This is a genomic window from Nostoc sp. S13, from assembly GCF_029379315.1.
Taxonomy (GTDB): Bacteria; Cyanobacteriota; Cyanobacteriia; order Cyanobacteriales; family Nostocaceae; genus Nostoc.
This window is the reverse complement of sequence record NZ_JAQYWQ010000077.1, coordinates 1-22,903: the sequence shown is the minus strand read 5'-3', so window position 1 is coordinate 22,903 and position 22,903 is coordinate 1. Positions and strand designations below refer to the sequence as shown.

The following is a 22,903-nucleotide window of genomic DNA, read 5'->3' as shown; positions in this document are numbered from 1 at the left end:
CCCATAATTACAATAATGACAACTGTTCATTAGGCGGCGTGAATCCCAAATGTTTGTATGCAGCCTTTGTCGCCATTCTTCCGCGATGACTTCTAGTTAAATACCCAATTTGCATCAGGTAAGGTTCGTACACCTCTTCAATTGTTTGGGTATCTTCACCCGTCGCTGCTGCCATTGTTTCCAACCCCACTGGCCCGCCGTTAAATTGTTCAATTATTACACTCAGCATCTGGCGGTCTGTCCAATCTAAACCGCAGGGATCTACTTGGAATAGTTGCAATGCCTCAGATGCAATGCTTTCATTAATCTCACCAGATATTTTAACCTCCGCATAATCACGTACTCGTCTAAGTAATCTGTTAGCAATACGTGGTGTTCCGCGTGAACGACGGGCAATTTCTGTGGCACCATCTTCTGTAACGGGAGTTTTGAGTAATTGAGCGGTTCGCAGTACAATTTTAGTCAGTTCGTCAACTTCGTAAAATCGGAGTTTTTGAATTAAACCGAAGCGATCGCGCAGTGGTGAAGTTAAAGCACCTACACGGGTTGTAGCCCCTACTAGGGTAAACTTTGACAACGGCAAACTTCTGATGCGAGCGCTGGAACCCTTACCAATAGTAATATCTAAACGATAATCTTCCATTGCCGGATAGAGAATTTCCTCGGTCATCCGCGAGAGGCGATGAATTTCATCCACAAATAAAATATCCCCTGGTTTCATGTTCACCAGTAGCCCGACAATATCCCGTGGACGTTCTAGCGCTGGCGCACTGGTAATTTTGTAATTTACCCCCATTTCCGATGCTAAAATCATGGCCATTGTGGTTTTACCCAATCCCGGTGGCCCATACAGCAGCAAGTGATCCAACACCTCACCACGAGACTTGGCTGCTTTGATGGCAATATCTAGCACATCCTTTAAATCTTTTTGCCCAATATAATCGGCAAATCGGTGCGGACGAATACCCTCTTCCTGCTGTTCTTGTTCATCAATAGCAGCTTCAGGCTGCAAAATATTGTCTGTGGATGGTGCTTTCGCCGACTCTCGACGCTGCTTTGGTTCTCCGTTGGGTTCTGGAGGCTGTTTTTTCGAGGAGATTATCGCCATAATTCAGCTATCTTTTAAGGGACTAGAGGTGGGGAGTGGGGAGTGGGGAGTGGGGAGTGGGGAGTGGGGAGTTAGGAGTCAGGAGTTAGGAATCAGCAGTTAGGAGTTAATGCCCAATGCCCAATGCCCAATGCCCCATACCTAATGCCTGTGAAAATTTTAGTTTGAGAATACCCGCGCCAATTTAAAATTTAAATTCCGGTCAATTACTCAGAAGTACAAAAGTTATTATGTTATCTAAAAGAATCTTACCGTGCTTAGATGTGAAGGCGGGACGGGTTGTAAAAGGAGTTAACTTTGTCAATCTCCAAGATGCAGGCGATCCGGTAGAACTGGCCAAGGTTTACAATGAAGCCGGTGCTGATGAGTTAGTATTTCTGGATATTACAGCTACTCATGAAGACCGAGCTACAATTTTAGATGTGGTCTACCGGACTGCTGAACAGGTCTTCATTCCATTGACTGTGGGTGGTGGCATTCAATCCTTAGAAAATGTTAAAGCTTTGTTACGAGCAGGCGCAGATAAGGTTAGTATTAATTCTGCGGCAGTGCGGGAACCAGACTTGATTAATCGCGCCAGCGATCGCTTTGGTAATCAGTGCATAGTTGTTGCAATTGATGCCAGACGCAGAAATAACCCGGAGAATCCCGGTTGGGATGTGTATGTGCGGGGTGGCAGGGAAAATACAGGCTTAGATGCCCTACTTTGGGCACAAGAAGTTGAAAAACGGGGGGCCGGAGAATTGTTAGTCACAAGTATGGATGCTGATGGAACCCAAGCCGGGTATGACATCGAGATTACACGGGCAATTGCCGATGCTGTAGAAATTCCCGTCATTGCTTCTGGTGGTGCAGGTAATTGTGAACATATCTACACAGCTCTAACTGAAGGCAAAGCTGAAGCAGCATTACTCGCATCCTTGTTACATTACGGACAATTAAGCGTAGCAGAAATCAAAAATTATTTGCGCGATCGCAATGTGCCAGTACGCTTATTATCCTAAACGGTTATTTATTAATCAATGGCATCCATCTTAGGTTAGACACACTTCCTTAAAAGGGTGTTAATATTATTTTACAAGTATTAACAAATATTAAAAAATATGTTGCTTCCTATTTTACTTTTTGATGTCGCCCTCGTGGCGTGGTCACTACACTTAATGGAAAGAGCCTACGAGAGTAAAGAATTTTCTCTCATGTTGGCTGGTACATTGGTTGCTCTGGCTGCTGCTGCCATGTTGGTAGTTTACTTTTTGATGGGGCACTGTATGACCTATTTGTTGCGAGTGTCATAGAGAGTACTGAGTGTTAGAAAAGATATTTAAAATTTAGTTTCTACAAAAAGCTTGACAAACTACTATTAATTAAGTGATTATCTATAATGGATTTTAAGGGGTTATAGCGCAGTTGGTAGCGCACCTCAATGGCATTGAGGGGGTCAGCGGTTCGAATCCGCTTAGCTCCATTCTTCACACCCTAATCTTCTCTGTTAATGGAGAGGGTTAGGGAAATTTTTTAGAGGGTTTTAAATGCTTGTCTACCTAGCCAGTCTCGAAAGTTGGAATGATAGAGACTGTAATGGGTTTCTGAAGCGATTCGTTGTTGCTGTAAAAACTCCAGCCAATTTTCTAGCACTTCCTCAACTTCATACTCATCATTATCAATAATACGAGCGATCGCTGCCACTGATATTACTTTTCGCTGCTGTATTAAGACATTTAACACATCTGTGCTATGTTCCGTACCTTGTTCGAGTGGAATCATTTTGTGTAAATGCTGCTGATAATATGCTTCTAAACCAGGCGGGAGTTGATTGGACTCGAAAGGTTCTGGGTAGAAATTTTCTGTGTAGGCGTAGCCCGTCGCAGACATCGCACTTATTACCTGACTGAGATACATGAAATTATTTTCGCTTAAAGTGGTGAGGCGATGCCTAACGGCAAGCTGCTCCGCATCTACGCAGAATTCTTGCTCATTAATCTGGTGATTACTCAGCCAAGATTTAAGATTTGACCTCTCCCCCAACCCCTCCCCTACAAGGGGAGGGGAGTAATCTTGTCCCCCCCTTCCCTCGTAGGGAAGGGGGGTTAGGGGGGTTAGGTAATTTTGAATATATGCTTGAATATCTTGCCAATTTTGTTCTGGATAATCTGCTAAATCAAGACTTTGCGACGGCGTTTCAATTAATAAACCCGATTTCTCCCGCAAAAAAGGTCTACGAGTGAGGAGGAAATAGACCCCATCCGGGAGATAGCGGGGGAGATAAAACAGATTTGTACCAGGTGGTTGGCTGTTAGGGTCAATCCAATTCAACGCATCAATGGCAATTATCAGTTTTTGATGAGGTTCTAACTCATCACTGATTTGCTGGAGAAGATTAGAGAAAAACCAACTTCCTTCTGTGGCGTTATCAGGGAGGGAGGTGTAATTAAGCGAGTATTGATTAATCAGTTGCGTGCAGATATTTATGAGAAATTCGTCAGCACGATTTTTACCCTCAAGTTCGGCATTGTAATAAATAACTTGAGGATTGTTTGTCACATATTTGGCGAGGATGGCACTTTTACCGCTACCGGGTGCGCCAATGATGGTGAAGTAACCCTGGTTATGGGGGTGGAGAAAGTTGTTAATAGCCGTGAAGACAAATTCACGACCGACAAAATTCTGGCTTTTTTCTTGAATGATTTGCTCAAACTCCGTTGGATGTCCTCTGGAATTGATTGCAGTGGGTGGTTTGGGTTGTGAATTCATAATTTTGGACAATAATTAAAAGATAAGGCAACAGTGGAGGTGGCGATGTCTGTACAATTGCTAAGACGGAAATTCACAGTTGAGCAATATCATAAGATGGTTGATTCGGGGATTCTCACAGAAGATGACCGAGTGGAATTGATTCGGGGAGAGATTATTGAGATGTCGCCGATTGGGACAAAACACGCTGCTTGTGTGAAACGGTTAAACAAACTCTTGTCTCAGAAGTTATGGGATAGAGTTCTCATTGCTATTCAAGACCCTGTGGAACTGAACGATAACTCAGAACCTCAGCCAGATGTGGCATTACTTAAGCCCCGTGATGATTTCTACGCCACTGCACACCCCCAACCCCAGGATATTTTTTTACTAATTGAAGTATCTGATTCGACTGTAATGTATGACCGGGAAGAGAAAATTCCTTTATATGCACAAGCAAACATAATTGAAGTTTGGTTAGTAGATATTAACGAGCAAATTGTGGAAGTTTATCAACAGCCAACAGCCGCAGGATATCAGCTGATGCAAAAGTTCACTAGCGGTCAAACTTTATCAATTCCAGGTTTCTCTGGTGTAAACATTACCGTCAATGAAATCTTTGGCAGATAAAATTACTTCTCTCCTCATTCCTCTCTCATCCCTTGAAGACGCAAAAAATGCACCCTACCTGAAGCATCTCCTGCCACAATTGTCATGCCGTCTGGTGCAACTGCACAGCAATAAATGGAACTGTCCCCTGTGAAGGTGGCAATGACCTTCTCAGTTGCCAGATTCCAGACTTTCAGGGTGTTGTCATCAGAGGCAGAAATCACCTGTTGCCCATTGGGGGTGACGGCGACGGCATTTACCGAGTTACTATGACCATTGAGGGTGAATTGTTCCTCCCCTGTTGCCAGATTCCAGACTTTCAGGGTGTTGTCAAAGGAAGCAGAAATCACCTGTTGCCCATTGGGGGTGACGGCGACGGCATTTACCGAGTTACTATGACCATTGAGGGTGAATTGTTCCTCCCCTGTTGCCAGATTCCAGACTTTCAGGGTGTTGTCAAAGGAAGCAGAAATCACCTGTTGCCCATTGGGGGTGACGGCGACGGCATTTACCGAGTTACTATGACCATTGAGGGTGAATTGTTCCTCCCCTGTTGCCAGATTCCAGACTTTCAGGGTGTTGTCAAAGGAAGCAGAAATCACCTGTTGCCCATTGGGGGTGACGGCGACGGCATTTACCGAGTCACTATGACCATTGAGGGTGCGGAGTAAGCGTCCTCCTGGTGGGGTTAAGCTAGGGGTCAAGGGACACAGCCAAGGGGTAGTTGTCCTTTGCTTTATTTGTGCCAATAATGCCTGAATTTCCTCTGGCATTTTCTGATTTAGTAACCGTCCGTGCCATTGACTCGCTAATTGCCGCTTATCAGCGACTAAAATATGCGCTGACAGTCTCAATGCACCTTGAATCAATTTCAGACTTGTGCCTTTTTTAAAGTTGTATTCTGAGTTATTAGACATCTCCCTATGATCAATCAAATCATAATCTTCAATTAGCGGCTGTACCCCAAACTCAGGATGGTTAATCTTGGCAGTGATGAAATCAAAATCAGTCAGGGTTTTGTAATACTTCTCTAAATTCCCCGACTTCACCAAGCTTGGCGCTAAACTACCCAAGTAAGCACGTTGAAAAGCAGGACTTCGTTTCGCTAACTTGTCAGCAAATTCTCCCATTTCACGCCATTTCCCTGCTAAGGTAGTCCGCAATGCGTTGATTAACCTCTTGAAATAGCTTCCGTTTGGAACCCAAAACGCCTTTTGTTTTCAAGAAGTCCAAAAAACTTGCATGATAGATGCTGTGGCAGATTTCTCCTTTTATATCCTGCTTCTTCAAATATTCAACCCACTCTTCTAAAACTGATTGCACATCATATTCCTCTTGTTCGGCAATAGCCCCTATCATCTCACAAGTAATTGGTGTGCCAATCTCCACTAAAATAAACAGGATAAATACTTTTACTTCTTGGGGCTTTGCATCCATCCCCATACGTCCCCAATGAACTTGATAATAATCCTGAAGACCATCGGGTAATTGCGTTAAACTCAGGTCTTTATAGTCACCTTTAACAACTCCTGGCAAAAGATAACGCAGGTACATGAAATTATTTTCACTCTTAGTTGCTATTTGCTCAACAAAGTCATTCTCATCAATTTTGCGGTCTTGAATCCATTGTCTAAGTGCCTTCTTATAGTCTTCATCGTCATTTAAAAAGAACCGAATATACTTCTTAATGTCTTCACGACTCAAATCAACATACTTAGTTGCGCTTAAATCTAGCTCCTCTACCGGGACATCTGGTGCAGACAAGCGTTTTTTATCTATGGTATATGGTCGTCTAGTCAGCAGAAAATAAACACCTTCAGGAAGCGACGGCGGTAAATCTAAAAGATTCCCCCCTGTTTCTTGTTCGACTTCATCCAGCGCATCAACCACAATTACTAGATGTTCATTAGCAGGTAGTTTTTTGCTAACCTGTTCTAGTAAATCTGCTAAATTAGCCTTCTGGGCATTCTGCAACTGGTAACGCTTAATTAATTGTTTGCGAATACTTTCAAGAAATAGCTCCGGTCGATTGCGACCATCGGAGCGAATATTAAAATAGCATGGTGATTTATTCTCCCAGACGTATTTAGCAGCAATGGTACTCTTCCCCATCCCCGCATCACCCACTACTGTAAAATAACCACTGCGATTTTTATTGCAAAATTGCTTAAGTGCGTCAAAAACAAACTCACGACCACAAACCGAGCGACTTTTTTCTTGAATTAATGACTTAAATTCTGTTGGATACTCGTCTAAATTCCATTCCGGGAAACGCTCAAAGTCTTTCGATTTGCTTTTTTTGGCAACCTTAATAAATATTTCTCCAAACTCCTCTAACTCTGATCGCAGTTCAATTTTCATCAATCGGATATCAAATTCTGAATCCTTCCCCTGCAAAAACTTTTCTACTTCCTTGTAGAAACCCAAGGGATTCTTTGAAGTATAAGCACTCCAAAAAGCATTTTTAATTTCTCTTTCTCGAAAAAGATTCAGCAGTACTTCCTGCTTATCCACACCATACTCAATTAAAGAATAAACATAAACACCATCAACATCTTTAGGTGGTTGTACCGGGTCAAAATTGAATTGTTTTAAGGTTCTAACTACAGTTTCATTGCGTTGAGCTTGATTAATAACTAGAGAAGCCACAGGTTTAGCAATACTCTTAAGTGCATTAACTACAGGGTCAATATTCATCTTTGCTAGTAGTAGATATAACTTTTACACCTATAAGCTATCTTAACGACAGATGCTAAAATTAAGCAAATATACAGTTATATAATAGCGATACCTTTGCTTCTCTACGAGAGGTTGCGCCAATGGAACGCGACGCGTAGCTTGCTTAAGAGTAAAAGTACGATAAGCTACGCTAACGCTCCCTCTTCTCTCTTCCTCAGCGTCCTCTGTGCCTCTGCGGTTCGATTCTCAGACTTATTTAGCGCAGTATAAGCACTCACCTATACCTAAAATAAAATGAAACATGGTGCGTAGGCGTAGCCGGTCTTAAACATCGCATAGATATTTTCAGTACCAAACTCCCAACTTGAGCTTTTAAACCGCAACTTTCAGCATCAAAGGTGCAACTTTCAAGCTCAAAGGCGCAATTTTCAGCATCAAAGCTGCAACATTTACCCTCAGAAGCTCAACATTCACCCTCAGAAGCTCAACATTTACCCTCAAAGGCTCAACATTCACCCTCAGAAGCTCAACGTTCACCCTCAGAAGCTCAACCTTCACCCTCAAAGGCTCAACGTTCACCTTCAGAAGCTCAACTGCGGCAATATTAACAAGTACAAACCCCATATATACTTGCAAACTAAAGATAGCTATCTATGGTATAGAAATGTATAGAATCTTGTAAAAATATAAAATATAGTTGTTAAATGCACACATTTCTAGCTTCTTCCTCAATGCAGGTGTCTGTACTACCAAATCACTTTCAGCCTATGAAGATTGTCGCACTGGGGGATAGCTTAATTTATGGATTCGGTGATCCGGAAAAAGGAGGCTGGATTGAGCAACTACGGCGATGGTGGATGTTGCCGGATAGTGCTGGTCATGTTCTTTATAATTTAGGGGTAAGAGGCGATCGCACGCAACAAGTAGCACAAAGGCTAGAAGTTGAATTTCGCCACCGGGGTGAACTGCGAAATCGTGTTCCCGACTTGATTATTTTATCAGTAGGCGTGAATGACTCAGCACGGTTGGCGCGTCCCGATGGGCGAAGTTATACAGATTTTACATTGTTTGAAAAAGAAATTGCTTCTCTGCTAGATTTAGCACAGCAACTATGTCCTGTGTTATTTGTGGGCATGGTGCCAGTGGATGAAGCCAAGATGCCATTTTTAGATTGTTTTTACTATAATTATGCCGACCAGTACCGCTACAAAGAAGCAACTCGAATTGCTTGCACTAAACGGCAGATTCCTTATTTGGATATTTTTGAGCAATGGATGGAACGCGGTGAAAGTTGGCGGCTCAAACGTTTGAGTGAAGATGGACTTCATCCCAATACACTAGGTTATCAAGCTTTGTTAGAAGATGTGATCAATTGGAATGCTATTGCAACTTACCATTCTAAATTTGATTACCACCTTAAGCGATCGTAATAATATAGATGTGTTGGTGCTTTGGGATTAGCCGATATTCTGGTATTTCCCATCCTCGCAAAAGCACCACAATCTTGCTGAATTTTCAATGAAAACGAGTCAAAATTTATTTATAAAAATTCTAATTTCTCTATTCTTCATTACTCCTAACTCCTGCACAGACGCGATTAATCGCGTATGTACTCAGCACTCTTATGACATTAACTTTATTTGGTCGTTGGCAAACTCGATTATTATTACTTGCAACTGTGGGCGTACTCGTATCTTTGCCCTTTTTAATTGGTTGGATTGGTTTTAGTGCTAACTCGGTTTATTTTTGGATACTTGGTTATCTCGCCGTTTTTGGCTTAGGTTGGGATGTGCTTTATAACTATCTGCAAAAATCCCGATGGGACAGGGATTGGCCCGCAGCCTATCAACTCTTAGCTGGTATATGGGAATTAATATTTGTGTTCTGTGGAGTAAAACTATTTGGTTTTTTACCAATACCTTTACCTAAAGAAGAACTACCGTTAGCAATTTTTTTATTGCACTATAGCATCGTGTGGCTAGCAGTTTTTATTAGTTCACAAAGTCTGATGCGAATTATCTTTCCCCGTTGGCGTTTCCGGGGTGGGGAGTGGTTATGAAAAAGCAAAGAAGGAACCTGATTAACAATTCAAAATTCAAAATTAAAGGCATTTTCAGACGTGGATTTAAACCACGACTGAAACTGATCGCAGGTAAAGTGGCTCCGACTCCGCGCGACCTGTAGACGTAGGGGTCTTAAGCCCTTTTATTTACGATAAATAGATTTAAAAAAATAAAGTAGTGAGTAATACCTAAGTTAAGAAATAATAAAGAAAAAGAATTACTTAAACAGCTATGGCTATAGTCAATCGGTTGGTTCATCCGAACCCCTCAAGATTACTGAGGACGCAGAATCGCCCATTAACATGCTCATTGACGACAGAGATTGGGCTGATTAAGTACAGTCAGTCGGAAGAAGCGGTTCGCCACAGACCCAATACACCAGAGGAATGTATGCCTTATCTAACGGCAGAATCGGTGAGTTGGGTCAATATACAGGGGTTGGGGCGCGAAGATATCCTACAACAATTTGGAGAAAAGTTTAACCTTCATCGTTCACTCCTCGAAGATATCATGAACGTGCCTCAGCGTCCTAGATTTGAGGATTATGATGACCAGCTATTAATAATTTGCCGCATGGTCAAAGCTGATGATCAGGGTAAGGGCTTTGACCGTCAGCAGGTAAGCCTTGTCTTAGGATCAAACTATGTACTCACAATTCAGGAAGGGTTTGACCACGATACTTGCTTTAATCCATTACGCGATCGCATCTGTCGTGACAAAGGGGCTATCCGTAAACAAGGAGCAGATTACCTACTTTACTGTCTAATTGATGTGATGATTTCTGGTTTTTTCCCAGTGCTAGAAGACTATGGCGAACGACTCGAAGAACTTGAACATGAGGTCGTCCTTTCTCCTAATCGCCACACCCTAGAGAGAATCTACGAGATGAAACGCGAGTTGCTCATGCTACGGCGAGCAATTTGGCCTCAGCGCGATGCTATTGATCGGCTGATGCGAGAAGATTCAGATCTGATTGGGAATGAGGTGCGCGTCTGCTTGCGCGATTGTTATAACCACGCAGTGCAGGTGGTCGATATGGTAGAGACTTATCGGGAGCTTGCTTCTAGCTTAATGGAGGTTTATCTCTCCTCAATGAGCAACCACATGAATGAGAATATGCGTTTCCTGACTGTATTTTCAACAATCTTTTTACCCCTGACATTTATTGTTGGTGTCTATGGGATGAACTTTAAATTCATGCCTGAGTTGGAGTGGCATTGGGGATACCCTCTCCTTTGGCTGATTATGTTGAGTATTGCTGGCTGTATGCTGTTTTACTTCTACCGCAAGGGCTGGCTAAAACTTAAATGATAAATAGCAATAGTTGTTTTTGAAGCTTCCGATTTTAACTGCTGTAGGAGACAAAATTCCCAACCCATCAATGTCCAATTTATCTGCTATTAGCCAGATTGGGTTGGTAATTTATATGTTTTTAATTGGTCTAGAGTTCAATACCAAACTCTTAAAACATCATATCAAAAGTGCAAGTTTGTTATCTGCTGCCGGGATTATTAATTCCTTTATTTTAGGAGCGATCGCCTCTTTTTGGTTTTATCACAATGGCGATTTCTTTTAACCAAAAGTTATGCCTTGGTTAGCCGCTTTGTATCTAGATGCATCGATGACAATTAGGGCTTTTGCGATGTTAGCTCGCATTCTTTACGAACGCGGTCTTGCACAAACCCGCTTCGGTACTTTGGCTTATAGTGCAGCATCAATAGATGATGCAGTTGCTTGGTGTTTGGTGGCGATCGTGCTTGCTAGCGTGAAAAACTCCTAAGCATTGCCATATTAGCAATTGGTGGTGGCATTTGCTACGTGCTATTTGCGATTTTTATCGGACAACTTCTACTGAGAGCGTTCACACGCATGACAAAACGCGATGCAGGTGTCAACAGACAAACCCTGATTTTAATATTGATAATTTTGATGTTTTGTGCATGGTTTACCGATATTACAGGCATCTATGCAATATTCGGTGCTTTTGTGCTAGGAGCAGTGACACAACGCGGGGAGTTCGCTGGGCAAATTCGCCAATATACGGAGTTTTTAACTACTTCTTTTTTGTTACCAATATTTTTTGTCTTCTCTGGACTGAACACTCAAATTGGATTGGTAAACACCCCTAGTTAATTATTGCGATCGCAATTCTTGGCAAAGATATTACTTGTATGTTGGCTACAAAACTGGCAGGGGAAAATTGGCGTGAATCAGCAACTATCGGCGCTCTGATGAATGCCCGTGGTTTGATGGAGTTAATCATTCTCAATTATTGGTCTTGAACAAGGTATAATTACTCCAACTTTATTCGCTTGCCGTAGGCTACTTCATACTCCTACGGAGAAGCAAGCTACGCGTAGCATCTCATAGAGAAGGACGTAAAGGAACAGAAGAAAGAAATGTTTAACTTAACTGTATTGACCTATTATCTAATTTTCTTGCTACCGTTAATTCGGCGTTCTTCTAGATTGAGCTACTAAAGTCATCAGAATTCATGTTTCACGGCTGCAATTGCATCGTAATAATAATTGACATGACAGCAAAGCACAAATTAACCTTGGCTGTATCTAAAAAACTTGACATTTTTGAGTCTTTTAAAGAATCATCTTAGAGAAACCAGATAGTTAATTTTGAGGAAACCATGCACATAGTTATTCTCGTTCTGGTTGAGGTGCTGATTGTTATTGGACTTTCAAGGCTAGTAGGGCTAGGATTCCGTTCTATTAAGCAACCTCTAGTAATTGGTGAGATTGTCGCCGGGATTATGCTCGGCCCATCATTATTTGGTTTAGTTGCTCCCCATCTAGCAGTTACCTTATTTCCCCCAGAAACTTTTCCTTTTCTAAATGTTTTGTCTCAGGTGGGATTAATATTTTTCATGTTTCTGATTGGGCTAGAACTAAATCCCAAATATCTGAGCGGACAATTAGAAGTAGCAGTTTTAACTTCTCATGTCAGCATTTTGATCCCGTTTTCCTTAGGAACATTGCTAGCGGTACTACTTTATCCCCTAGTTTCCAACGCTAGTGTATCTTTTACCGCCTTTGCTTTGTTTTTGGGGGCGGCGATGTCGATTACTGCCTTTCCAGTGTTGGCGCGAATCATTACTGAAAACAATTTACAAGGAACGCGTTTAGGAACATTGGCGTTAACTTGTGCAGCGGTGGATGATGTGACAGCTTGGTGTCTCTTGGCAGTAGCGATCGCTGTGGCTCGAACTGGCGACTTTGCTGGTGCTATACCCACAATTCTTACCAGCATAATCTACATCGGCTTGATGTTAACTGTCGGTCGTTGGTTCCTCCAACGCCTTGCCAAACACTACCTGCGGGCAGGACGCCTCAGCCAATTGCTACTAGCTGGGATTTATATGGCAGTAGTTGCGTCGGCACTAATCACCGAATTAATTGGTATTCACTTAATTTTTGGGGCATTTTTACTGGGTGCAGCCATGCCCAAAAATGAAGATTTAGTGCGAGAATTGGCAGTAAAAACGGAAGATTTTGTCCTGATTTTCTTGCTGCCAATATTTTTTGCCTACAGTGGTTTAAAAACGCAGATTGGCTTGCTCAACCGTCCCGAATTGTGGCTTTTATGTGCGTTGGTTTTAGGAGTAGCGATCGCAGGCAAATATATTGGCACTTATGTAGCAGCCCGTGTCAGTGGTATTAGTAAACGAGAAGCCTCGGCACTCGGTTGGTTAATGAATACTCGCGGCTTGACCGAACTGATAGTGCTAAACATTGGTCTAGAGTTAGGGGTAATTTCCCCCTTAATATTTACCATGCTGGTAATTATGGCATTGGTGACTACATTCATGACCTCGCCACTACTGGAATGGACATATCCGAAGAAATTGATCAGATTAGATGTCGTGGAATCCGAGTCGGCAGCAGATACAGATGCCACTGCTGGAAGTGAAACTTACGTTCGTCCCTACCGAATTTTAGTGCCAGTGGCTAATCCGAGTAGCCAAAAAGGTTTGGTACAGTTGGCAGTAAGCATCGCTCTCAACTACCGACATCCCGCCGTTGTTAACCCTCTTAGCCTGATTGAATTTGAAGAAGATTATGCCTTTGAAAGTACGCCAGTTGAAGCAGACCGATTAATCGCCCAGCGCCGCCAGCAGCTAGAAGAATTGATTAAAACTCTCGAACCAATAGAAACACGCTCTCATGTGCATCCCATCGTTCGCATATCCAGCAATGTTGCACAGGAAACAGTACAGATTGCCACACTCAAACAAGTTGATTTAATTCTCGTGGGATGGCATCGCCCAGCTTTTAGTAGCAATCGCTTAGGTGGAAGAGTCGGTCAACTTCTCACCACTGCACCAGTGGATGTCGCAGTATTTGTAGATCGGGGAAGCGATCGCTTAGAAAGCTTGTTAGTGCCTTATTCTGCAAATATCCATGATGATTTGGCCCTTATACTGGCTCTGAGATTGCTAATCAATCATGAAACTTGTATGTTGCAGGTATTACAGATTTTACCGCAAAATCGCCTCAAGGATGAATTGAGTTATGAACTGGACACGATGATCAAGCAATTACCGAGTAGTGTACGCGATCGCATAGAAATTAAAATTGTCCAAGCTCCAGAGCCAATCCAAGCTGTAGTGGAAGCCTCAAAAAGTGTAGACTTGACAATTGCTGGTACCAGCCGCACTTGGGGTATCGAGCGTCAAACCTTGGGAAGATATACAGATCAACTAGCTATCCAATGTTGCTCCTCCCTGCTGATTACCCGCCGCTACAGTCAAGTCAGCGCTCATCTGGCTTCCGTACTTACTGAGGTTAATAGTCAAGAGTCAACATTGAGGAGTTGAGATTATGAATCATTTCAACTTCAAATCTCTAGGTTTTTACGGAGTAGCAATAATTTCAGTGCTACTGTTGTTTAAAACTGTCAGCGTTTATGGGGAAAACAATCTCAAGGCTCCTCCTCCAGTTAACGGCCGGTATCGTCTAACCTTAGCGGAAAATTTGCCGAACTGTGAAAAATCGGATACCCTAATTTTAAACATTGAGCAATCGGGTATTTACTTAAATGCCTCTGTATTACCAGCGATGGCCAACGCCGATATTGACGAAAAGCACTCGCTCACAGGCATCTTCAGAAATCAACAATTAAATTTATCTGGAAAAGTTGGCAGATCAATCCTTTGTAATATTCCTCGCCCCCAAAATGATCCTCTAAACTCAGTCACAATTCAAATGCAACTTGTAGACAAAGGTAGTATGACAGGGCAATTAACCGTTATTGGCATTCCCCAAACTCTAAAATTTACGGCTGTGCCACAAAAAGTTGAGGAAAAATCTCAGAAGTCTAACAATCATTGAATTGGGGAGTGGGGAGTAGGGAGTAGGGAGTAGGGAGTGGGGATAGCAATTCAAAGGGCGAAGTAAACAGCAATGTTCAGCATTGTATGGGTTTTATGGAGCAGATAAAAAGAATGAATCAGAGACTAGAGACTAGGCAATTTTTCCAACAGTGCAAGCAGCTGTTTAGCTTCAGCTTACTTGGCTTTTATGCAGCGATCGCCCTCGAAACTTGCAGCACTGCCGCTACACCAGTGGCATTGCTAGATAATTGGCGTTTTTCCCCCAAAACACAGCAACTTGAAATCACCCTCTCCGCAGGCACAACCCCCCGTTATTTCTACCTGGCCCAACCCTCTCGTCTGGTTGTAGATTTACCGAATACTAAGTTAGGCAAAGTTACCACCCAACAAAATTATTCTGGAGCAATCAAAAGCATTCGCGTTTCTCAACTGAACGCAAACGCCACACGCATTGTCCTAGATTTAGCACCAGGGACTGTTTTTAATCCCAAACAAGTACAACTGCAACCCGTTTCCCGAAAAAACTCGACTCGCTGGGTGTTACGTCCGGTTATTTCTGGTAAAACTACTGCCGTGAAACCAGAAAATTCCCCATCTTCACCCAAAAAACAGCCTCAAACACCCTATAAATCACAGCTGCCTAGTAACCTACCTGTAACCACTACTAATGCACAACCGCCCTTACTCACAGTTCCGCCTCCATCCAATGAACTGCCTTCAACAATTACTACTAACTCAGGACAGCCTTTTGTGACTGTACCTCCCCTAACTCCGAATACACCCTCTCAACAAACTGATTCAATTCTTCCCCCTGCTACTTTCCCAAATCAATCAGGTAATTTGAATAGCGTTCCTCCTTTGGTTAGGTCTGACTTTCCAGTTCCAACAGTCCCCAATGTTCCCGATCCCCAGGTGATCGAGTTTGGTCAACCTTTACCCAAAACCCAATTCAAATAGGGCATGGGGCATTGGGGATTGGGTATGGAAAATCGAATCAATGCCCCATCCGCTATGCGCCATGTCCATTAGACTTATCCGGAAATGAGAACTTTATTTGGCTGAAACCTAGCTCTGGAGAGGGTTTTAGAGGTTCCTGTTTTATATAAGCTAAAAAGCCAGCTATGTAAGGGTTTCAGCTATTTTGAGGTTTATTTGTGGATAAGTCTATTGAATCTTACTCCCCTTCCCTACAAGGGAAGGGGCTAGGGGTTAGGTCTGTATTAGACTCAACTGAGAACCGCTATATGTAGCTTGATGAAAGCAAAATAATATTACCTTCCTCCAATTAATTCTTTTACCTTGTTGATGATGCCGACTGGATCGATACCTTGATATGGGTACTGTTCCCACAAACCGCCGCAACCTTCTTTATAAGTTCCAAGATGGGCATATTTGGGAGTCAACCCCCGCTCTAGTAGCCAAGAGCCGAAACGGCTGCCTAAGCCAGTGCGACGGTTGAAGGGTTCTACTACAAGCACAAAAGGAGCATTACCAACTTTGGTAATTATTTCTTCATCAATGGTGTTTAAAGTTGTTTTGCTAATCAAACCAACGTCTAACCCTTCTTGCTTAAGACGCTCTACAGCATCAACGGCACGGTAGAGAGCATCGCCAAAACTGATAATGTAGCCTTGCGTCCCTTCTCGTATAACCTCATCTTTACCAGGAACAAATTTGTAATCACTTCCAAAGAAATCATTGCCGTTGCTGTCCTGAATATTGGGCACTTTGGAACGGGTGGAGAAAATAAACCGCAGTCCCGGCTCAAAGAACACAGCTTCTACACAAGCTGTCATTTGATTATTATCTGCCGGGAAGTACAACTGTGTTGGGTAGCCATCATCCAAGCCATTATCGGCAAACATATTGTTCAAACCAAAGTGGCAGCTGTTATCTGCCATGTCATCTATACCCGCATGGGAAAAATGACACAGAACATTGGAATAGTTCAGCCGTGCCATCGTGATTTCTGAGATACACATTTCTAAGAAGGCGCTGAAGGTCGCAAAAATACCTTGCTTGCCCTTGTCCATCCCGAATCCGGCCATAGCAGAGAAGTTGCTCCGTTCCATAATGCCGGAAGAAATAAATATTTCTGGGTATGTTTCATGAATTATCTTCAAACCGCAGGAGCCTTCTAGGTCGCTATCAATAACTTTGACTTTTTCTTTACGCTCCACTTCACTCATGCGACTGAGGACACCCACCACGGATTCACCAAACACACTACGGTTAGCGCCCCATTTGTCACTGGAACCCAGAAACGTATATGTTTGTTTGGGTTTCTCAATACTTTTAAGGTATTCGACAGCCGCAGTTTGTCCGCGAGATTCTAGATACTTAACTGCTAAATCTAGAGGAATTACATCATGGCCATGAATTGAACCTTCTAAACCTTCAATACCAGGACACATCGGGCGTTTATTGATCAGAGCGATCGCTCCAGGAGTATTCACAGCTTCGCTCAGGCGATGGTATAAATCGTCTAAATCTTCCCCGTTTCCCTGAAGTACCTTCAAGCCGTGACCTTCTAAGGTTTTGGCGACACTGAAACCAGGTAAATATTTAGAAGGATGTCCAGCGATCGTGACATCATTGTCATCAATGATCAGTTTAACGTTGAGATGTTGAGCAACAGCCAAGCGAGCAGCTTCAGCATCGTTACCTTCCTGCTGTGAGCCATCAGAACCGAGACAGAAAACAGCCTTGCCTGGATTCGCCATTGCCACACCATTGATGTAAGGCCAAATATGACCCAAGCGCCCAGAACTAAATTTTACACCAGGAGTTAGTTTTAGTTCCGGGTGTCCCGGTAAATTGGAATGTGCTTGCCGATAACGTAAAAGTTGCTCGGCAGGTAAATCACCATGCAATGTTGCCATCAGATATTGAGTGGCAACTCGATGTCCTGCTTCATCAAAGAAAATCTGCACAAATTGCTCCGATGCTCCCCGGAAAAAGGCATCAAGGATCATCACCTCCGGCACTGTATCGTATGGCCCACCAGTATGACCACCCACTCCACTAGCAGCGCCAGTCGCTGTAAAAAAGACGATCGCATCTCGGCAGAGTTGAATATTCGCTTTGAGAGTATCTCGTTGTTCAGCGGTGAGGCTGGAATTTGCGGGATTGAGCGCTAAAGGTTTGTAAGCACCGAGATCAATTGGAAATTGGGAATTCGTAATAGTCATGGTTTCTTGATTGAATAAAAAGCAATTTGAACAGACGGCACGCATCACCGCACTAAAAAAATTGTTAAAACCCAGATTGGGCAACAATTATCCAAGCATTTCCTGAGCTAAAGTCAACCACTCGGAACCATTGTGGAACCATGTAGTTTCATCAAATGCCAAAATCAATACATGCAATTGTGCATGAATGTGCTTGAATTCAATTGAAGTTACGGATTACCGTACAGAGACTTGCATATCAATAAGTATAAACTCACAAACGTGCAATTTCAAGTCCAAAAACGCAATTTCAGGAAAATTAATTATGCTAACTGCTGAACGACGACAATTCATTTTAGAAATTCTGCGTCGTGATAAAAAGGTACTTTCGACAGAACTTAGTGCTGTTCTCAAAGTTTCTGAGGATACGATTCGCCGGGACTTGCGAGAACTGGCAGAAACCGGACTATTGCAACGCGTTCATGGGGGAGCACTCCTGAAATCTCCAGCCACCGCCAGTTATGCCGATCGCCAAAAGCAAGCGCCAAAAGAAAAGGAAGCGATCGCTCGGACAGCAGCAAAATTAGTTTGTACAGGACAGGTGGTAATTTTAGATGGAGGTACGACAACTCTCCAAGTAACCCGTCATTTGCCCCTAGATTTGCGAGCGACAGTAATCACAAATAGTCCGCCAATCGCCGTTGCCTTAGCAGAACATCCCTATATAGAGGTTGTGATGTTAGGTGGACAACTCTACAAAAAAGCCTTGGTAAACGTGGGTACTGTCACGATTGAGACATTACGGATGATTCGTGCAGATTTATGCCTGTTGGGGGTTTGCAGTTTGCATCCAGAGATTGGAATTAGTGTACCTAACCTAGACGAAGCCCATGTTAAACGAGCTATGATTGCTGGATCGGCTGAGGTAGTAGGATTAGTAACAGCAGAAAAATTGGACACGGCTGCTCCTTATCTAGTGGAGTCCATTCGTGCCCTGACTTACTTAGTAACTGCACCTACAGTATCTAATAATATGCTGAGTGCTTACAAAGCTTTAGGTTTAACTATTATACGTGATGAGTACGAATAAGGAGCAGAAGGAGCAGGAGGAGCAGGGAAAGAAAGAATAACTAATGCCCAATGCCCCATGCCCCATGCCCCATGCCCCATGCCCAATGCCCAATGCCCAATGCCCAATTCCCAAATCTAAAATCTGTCCGTTTCTTGAGGTGTTCCAACTGCTCCTGGTTGAGCCGTAAAGAAGTTTTGAGCCGCTTCATTCTGATATATGCACCTAATATCAGGTTTGTCACTGTCTAAGTTACCTGTGAAGCCAAAGGTGTTCAGGCGATTTTTGCATTCATTTACCTGATCAGATGTCACCAACTTACGTTGCTCTAAAAGCGCCCAGTTATTTTGTCGGATCACGCATCCAGGACGCATACTGGGCTGGGCAACATAAACATTGAAAGGGTTGAGAGTGACGAACAGTCTAGCGTCCATCACCATTGCGCTGGCTCCGTACTGCACGCAAATTTCAGGATTTGGTGCTTTGGTGTCAATAAATTCACGGGAAGCCACATTTGATGGGGCCAACGTGGTTGTAGAACTAAAAGCAATGCCAATCCCAATTCCCAAAATCAACACCCCTCCCATAATTGCGATGGTGAAGAGGTTAAACATTGGGGATTGGAAAATAGAGGGTTTAGAAGTAGTAGTCGATTTACCAGTGGGTTTACGTCTCATTGTTGTTTAATCACCTTCACGCCGACTTGGGAGGGAGTCGTCTAAAGTTTTCTCCCTCTTTTCAGTATGCCTAGTCTTGACTGTAATTGCCTGTGACTTTCTCTGGGATATTCTTGTTGAAATAAGAAAAATAGCAACTTATCTAGAATCTAAACAGAATTTTAACATAGTACATTCTGGCGAAAGCTTGCCTATATTTAACCAGTTACTCTGAGCAACTTGTCTGGGTAACTGAAATGATAGCTGAATTTATGCCTAGCCTTATTAGTCGCGTATTGTTTTATCTGGAATAATTGGGGAGTATTTTTTATTTATTTGCTCATTAACCAATTGTTATTAGTTATGACCTTTTTGCTGCTTGACTTGTTAGTTACTTATGGGTTGTATTTATGGATTATACCATCTTTTTGATTGTTCTCAGATATTCTTAATTGAACTTTCACAATTAATCCCCTCAGAATGCTTAGATTATCTACTTTTTGTTGTTATTTTTCAATTTTTAGGATGAGATATTTTTTTACCCCTATTAATCCATGTGTCAAACAATGTAAATTAACATTTAATGAAATTTTGATAAGTAATTGAAAGCACATGACATTTAAAAGAGCGTTATTTTCGGGCAAGAGGTTAAAAACTTCGCAACTTCAAATCCTCCTAGCTGATAGCCTGACTATTTTTTGGGGAGATTGGTTAGATTTACGTGTGAGAATTGTACAAGTTGCTGCATCAGGCTTAATCTCTCCACTGATATATATTTTAGCTTTTGGCTTCGGTTTGGGTAGTTCCATCAAACCAGGCTCAGGAATTAGTGGTAACTATAATAACTATTTAGAATTCATCTTACCAGGGATGGTGGCGCTATCGTCGATGACGATTAGCTTTGGTGGAACGACATTTTCAATTTGTGGAGACAGATTATTTACCAAAACCTTCGAGGAATTGTTGTTAACTCCCATACACCCCTTAGCGTTGCACATCGGTAAAATGTTGGCGGGAGTCGTGCGGGGGTTGATGACATCAGGTTCCGTGATTTTGGTAGCGCTGCTGTTGACTGGAAACTGGAATTTTCTCAACCCACTATTTCTACTGTTGGTGGTGCTGAATTGTTCGGTATTTGCTGGGTTAGGGGTAATTGTGGGGTTGAGTGTGCGATCGCTAGAATCAGTCGGACTCTACAACAATTTTATAATTATCCCCATGTCATTCTTAGGAGCGACCTTCTTTGACCCTGCTACATTACCAGTTGCCCTCAAAGTCGTAGTTTACCTGTTGCCCTTGACCTACGCCAGCATTGGATTGCGTGCAGCTGCCCATTTACCCTTGTCCCAGTTTCCTTGGTATAGCATACCGATTTTGCTGGTGAGCGCGATCGCTCTTTCTCTGTGGGGTGGTTATAAGTTTGCTCACCAACAAGATTAAAGTAATTCGTAATTAGTTAAAGCCTTGATTACAACCTGTGCTTTAACTGTTGAATTTTCTGTAAAACTTTTTCCCGATGCTGCATCAGCTTGATCCATCGGGGTAGGCGACTGGCAAGACTGCCATTGTGCCAGCCTAATATGTCATCTGGCAAACGTTCTCGCAACCTTGATTGAACATAGCTTTCTAGGAAATTTAAATGTGCTTCATTATACGCCCAAAGCACCTGACCGTAACAAGAGGTTTGTAGCCACAAGGGCAAGCCAAAAAAATTGTCTAATATTCCATAGCGGGAATTTCTTTGAGCTATGTAATTGTTTTGCCACAATAACAGTGCAGGTTTTCCTTTGGCAGCATTTGACAGTTGTTTTGTATAGCTACAATGCTGACAGGTAATCCTTTTAATTGAACCCAGACTTGATTGCTTAGAGTTTACAGTCAATATCTTGGCAGTGCGTAGGCGCAGCCCGCCGTAGGAATCGCATTGGGGACAACGTACTAAAATTTCTTCCTCAAAATCAGAAAGTCGTTTGCTATAGTCTCTAAACCTTATAACCATTTTAGACATCTACCTAGACATGACGCTGTTCTAACAAAGCCAGCCCTTCCTCAATGCTAGAAACAAAGTTTTCTAAAGTTTATCTCGCTCAAGGTCAACAAAACGATAATCTGGCTGGGTAAGTGGTTAACAATTGACGCATTAAAAATTCATGGATTAAAGACATTTACATTCGGTGACTCTTCGCCTGACTGAAAACAATGCTAAGTGTAGACGTAGGGATCTTAAACCCTTTAATTTCCGATAAAAAGCAATATCTTACTGCAAGGCATTCTTTCTTCTTTCTGCTTTTTCTGCTTCAGAGCTTATGCTGATCCGCCCCGCCACAACAACTGACGTACCCGCAGTTTTACCAATGGTTGCCAAAATTTGTGCTTTGCATGAGTCTTGGGATTCCGCCAAGTATGGTTTTCTGGCGCATCCAGAACAGCGTTATGAACGATGGTTGACGCGTTTGGCAACTAGCGATCGCAGTGTATTTCTAGTATCAGAAAATGAAGGTCAACTTGTAGCTTTTCTGGTAGCAACAGTTGAGCGAGAAATACCAATTTATCGGTTAGAGGAATTTGCTTTTATTCATGATATCTGGGTTGAGCCGGAATATCATCAAAACGGAATTGCACGGCAGATGGTAATGCTAAGTGTTGAACGCTTTCATCAGATGGGCATCAAGCAAATTCGTCTAGATACAGCAGTTGCTAACGAGGCTTCACGGCGTTTATTTGCATCTTGTGGTTTTCGACTCAGCATTATTGAAATGCTGAGAGAGTTATGAGTTAGGAGTAGAGACGCGATTAATCGCGTCTGTGCAGGAGTTAGGAGTTAAAAATTTAAAACTCCTCGCTCCTCACTTCTCACTCCTAACTTTTATAAGTGTTAGCTAGCTAACAAAGTCTTTTCTAGAGAAGTCCAACGGAAGGCGCGATCGCCTCCTCTCTCAATGACTACTCTTACTCGTGGCTCTAGCTGAGGCAAATTCGCTAAATACTCAAGTTCCTCATTGGAAAGAATATGCCCTTCAATAATCCACAAGACCAGCCCCTTTGACTTTGGTGGTAACTGTTCTAAGTGAGAACCGATAATTGGTGGCACATAGTATACATAACCTACTGCCGCACCACTACCAGTACTTTTTTTCCCAAGATGAGGAGGTCTGATTCCATGAACTCTTGTGAGATAGGCAGCTACGTCGCCTAGTCCTTTAGCCGTAATGTGAAGGGTAGTATAGCCAGCGGCCCGTAATCGGCGCTGATATCGACCTTCATAACCCCCTTCCAGAGGTACATACACCCCAAGAGCGCCAAATTTTTCCAGATCGCGGATTAAACCGTTGCCAGTGGTAATTAGTGCCATAGATTTTCGTTTTATCCCACTTAGATATCTCTATTATTTACCCTGAACCGATAGATTAAAGCATTTTTTTGGGCATTGGGCATTGGGCATTGGGCATTGGGCATTGGGCATTGGGCATTGGGC

23 protein-coding genes, 1 tRNA gene and 1 pseudogene are annotated in these 22,903 nt (G+C 42.7%); 16 read left to right on the top strand and 9 right to left on the bottom strand.

Features of this window, described 5'->3' with window-relative positions:
* Positions 1-7: 7 nt before the first annotated feature.
* Complete coding sequence (gene ruvB, locus PUQ00_RS21545) at positions 8-1,108, bottom strand: Holliday junction branch migration DNA helicase RuvB (RefSeq protein ID WP_300420544.1); 1,101 nt, start codon at positions 1,106-1,108, stop codon at positions 8-10.
* A gap of 230 nt (positions 1,109-1,338) precedes the next feature.
* On the opposite strand from ruvB, the gene hisF reads away from it, so the two are divergent.
* The 3 genes from hisF to PUQ00_RS21530 all read left to right on the top strand — a co-directional run bounded on the left by hisF (position 1,339) and on the right by PUQ00_RS21530 (position 2,573).
* Positions 1,339-2,112, top strand: a complete 774-nt coding sequence (hisF, locus tag PUQ00_RS21540) for an imidazole glycerol phosphate synthase subunit HisF (protein ID WP_300420542.1) — start codon at positions 1,339-1,341, stop codon at positions 2,110-2,112.
* 99 nt (positions 2,113-2,211) lie between these two features.
* On the top strand, positions 2,212-2,403 hold the full coding sequence (locus PUQ00_RS21535; RefSeq protein ID WP_298905777.1) for a hypothetical protein: 192 nt from the start codon (positions 2,212-2,214) through the stop codon (positions 2,401-2,403).
* 97 nt (positions 2,404-2,500) lie between these two features.
* A tRNA-Ala gene (locus tag PUQ00_RS21530) sits at positions 2,501-2,573 on the top strand.
* A 50-nt stretch (positions 2,574-2,623) separates the two neighbouring features.
* Here the strand turns inward: PUQ00_RS21530 and PUQ00_RS21525 are convergent.
* Positions 2,624-3,859, bottom strand: a complete 1,236-nt coding sequence (locus PUQ00_RS21525; protein WP_300420539.1) for an ATP-binding protein — start codon at positions 3,857-3,859, stop codon at positions 2,624-2,626.
* A 45-nt stretch (positions 3,860-3,904) separates the two neighbouring features.
* Between PUQ00_RS21525 and PUQ00_RS21520 the strand changes: the two genes are divergently transcribed.
* Positions 3,905-4,468, top strand: coding sequence for a Uma2 family endonuclease (locus tag PUQ00_RS21520; protein WP_300420537.1), 564 nt, complete (start codon positions 3,905-3,907; stop codon positions 4,466-4,468).
* A 14-nt stretch (positions 4,469-4,482) separates the two neighbouring features.
* Here the strand turns inward: PUQ00_RS21520 and PUQ00_RS21515 are convergent, their stop codons facing one another.
* The 3 genes from PUQ00_RS21515 to PUQ00_RS21505 all read right to left on the bottom strand — a co-directional run bounded on the left by PUQ00_RS21515 (position 4,483) and on the right by PUQ00_RS21505 (position 7,750).
* A complete protein-coding gene (locus PUQ00_RS21515) occupies positions 4,483-5,577 on the bottom strand; it encodes a hypothetical protein (RefSeq protein WP_300420534.1) in 1,095 nt (364 codons plus the stop codon).
* Between the two features lies 1 nt (position 5,578).
* Entirely contained in the window at positions 5,579-7,144 is a 1,566-nt protein-coding gene (locus PUQ00_RS21510) for an NACHT domain protein (RefSeq protein ID WP_300420531.1), read from the bottom strand.
* A 354-nt stretch (positions 7,145-7,498) separates the two neighbouring features.
* Complete coding sequence (locus PUQ00_RS21505) at positions 7,499-7,750, bottom strand: hypothetical protein (protein ID WP_300420529.1); 252 nt, start codon at positions 7,748-7,750, stop codon at positions 7,499-7,501.
* An 80-nt stretch (positions 7,751-7,830) separates the two neighbouring features.
* On the opposite strand from PUQ00_RS21505, the gene PUQ00_RS21500 reads away from it, so the two are divergent.
* The 8 genes and pseudogenes from PUQ00_RS21500 (at position 7,831) to PUQ00_RS21465 (ending at position 15,490) form a co-directional block, all read left to right on the top strand.
* Positions 7,831-8,556 (top strand): GDSL-type esterase/lipase family protein, encoded by a 726-nt coding sequence (locus tag PUQ00_RS21500; RefSeq protein ID WP_300420527.1) that lies wholly within the window; start codon positions 7,831-7,833, stop codon positions 8,554-8,556.
* Positions 8,557-8,750: 194 nt separating this feature from the next.
* Entirely contained in the window at positions 8,751-9,185 is a 435-nt protein-coding gene (locus PUQ00_RS21495; protein WP_300420524.1) for a hypothetical protein, read from the top strand.
* A gap of 313 nt (positions 9,186-9,498) precedes the next feature.
* Positions 9,499-10,500 carry a magnesium/cobalt transporter CorA gene (gene corA, locus PUQ00_RS21490; protein ID WP_300420522.1) on the top strand — a complete coding sequence of 334 codons (1,002 nt, stop codon included), beginning with the start codon at positions 9,499-9,501 and terminating at the stop codon, positions 10,498-10,500.
* A 70-nt stretch (positions 10,501-10,570) separates the two neighbouring features.
* Positions 10,571-10,969: pseudogene (locus PUQ00_RS21485) on the top strand (cation:proton antiporter).
* Positions 10,970-11,007: 38 nt separating this feature from the next.
* Entirely contained in the window at positions 11,008-11,322 is a 315-nt protein-coding gene (locus tag PUQ00_RS21480) for a cation:proton antiporter (RefSeq protein WP_300420519.1), read from the top strand.
* Between the two features lie 508 nt (positions 11,323-11,830).
* A complete protein-coding gene (locus PUQ00_RS21475) occupies positions 11,831-14,017 on the top strand; it encodes a cation:proton antiporter (protein ID WP_300420516.1) in 2,187 nt (728 codons plus the stop codon).
* Between the two features lie 4 nt (positions 14,018-14,021).
* Positions 14,022-14,531 (top strand): hypothetical protein, encoded by a 510-nt coding sequence (locus tag PUQ00_RS21470; protein ID WP_300420514.1) that lies wholly within the window; start codon positions 14,022-14,024, stop codon positions 14,529-14,531.
* Between the two features lie 113 nt (positions 14,532-14,644).
* Positions 14,645-15,490: an AMIN domain-containing protein gene (locus tag PUQ00_RS21465; RefSeq protein WP_300420511.1), complete on the top strand. Its 846-nt coding sequence runs from the start codon at positions 14,645-14,647 to the stop codon at positions 15,488-15,490.
* A gap of 314 nt (positions 15,491-15,804) precedes the next feature.
* On the opposite strand, the gene PUQ00_RS21460 is transcribed toward PUQ00_RS21465, so the two are convergent.
* Positions 15,805-17,724: a transketolase C-terminal domain-containing protein gene (locus PUQ00_RS21460; protein WP_300420508.1), complete on the bottom strand. Its 1,920-nt coding sequence runs from the start codon at positions 17,722-17,724 to the stop codon at positions 15,805-15,807.
* 304 nt (positions 17,725-18,028) lie between these two features.
* On the opposite strand from PUQ00_RS21460, the gene PUQ00_RS21455 reads away from it, so the two are divergent.
* Positions 18,029-18,793, top strand: coding sequence for a DeoR/GlpR family DNA-binding transcription regulator (locus tag PUQ00_RS21455; protein WP_300420506.1), 765 nt, complete (start codon positions 18,029-18,031; stop codon positions 18,791-18,793).
* A gap of 43 nt (positions 18,794-18,836) precedes the next feature.
* On the top strand, positions 18,837-18,962 hold the full coding sequence (locus PUQ00_RS21450) for a hypothetical protein (RefSeq protein WP_300420503.1): 126 nt from the start codon (positions 18,837-18,839) through the stop codon (positions 18,960-18,962).
* On the opposite strand, the gene PUQ00_RS21445 is transcribed toward PUQ00_RS21450, so the two are convergent.
* The gene (locus tag PUQ00_RS21445) at positions 18,910-19,449 is read right to left on the bottom strand and encodes a DUF3172 domain-containing protein (RefSeq protein ID WP_300420500.1); all 540 of its coding nucleotides are present in this window, start codon (positions 19,447-19,449) and stop codon (positions 18,910-18,912) included. The genes PUQ00_RS21450 and PUQ00_RS21445 overlap by 53 nt on opposite strands.
* 591 nt (positions 19,450-20,040) lie before the next feature.
* Here PUQ00_RS21445 and PUQ00_RS21440 point away from each other — a divergent pair.
* Positions 20,041-20,868: an ABC transporter permease gene (locus PUQ00_RS21440; protein ID WP_300420498.1), complete on the top strand. Its 828-nt coding sequence runs from the start codon at positions 20,041-20,043 to the stop codon at positions 20,866-20,868.
* 28 nt (positions 20,869-20,896) lie between these two features.
* Here the strand turns inward: PUQ00_RS21440 and PUQ00_RS21435 are convergent, their stop codons facing one another.
* On the bottom strand, positions 20,897-21,427 hold the full coding sequence (locus PUQ00_RS21435; RefSeq protein ID WP_300420495.1) for a hypothetical protein: 531 nt from the start codon (positions 21,425-21,427) through the stop codon (positions 20,897-20,899).
* 307 nt (positions 21,428-21,734) lie between these two features.
* Here PUQ00_RS21435 and PUQ00_RS21430 point away from each other — a divergent pair, with 307 nt between their 5' ends.
* Positions 21,735-22,202: a GNAT family N-acetyltransferase gene (locus PUQ00_RS21430; RefSeq protein ID WP_300420493.1), complete on the top strand. Its 468-nt coding sequence runs from the start codon at positions 21,735-21,737 to the stop codon at positions 22,200-22,202.
* Positions 22,203-22,303: 101 nt separating this feature from the next.
* Here the strand turns inward: PUQ00_RS21430 and PUQ00_RS21425 are convergent, their stop codons facing one another.
* Positions 22,304-22,780 (bottom strand): NAD(P)H-quinone oxidoreductase subunit N, encoded by a 477-nt coding sequence (locus PUQ00_RS21425; protein WP_300420490.1) that lies wholly within the window; start codon positions 22,778-22,780, stop codon positions 22,304-22,306.
* Between the last annotated feature and the right edge of the window lie 123 nt (positions 22,781-22,903).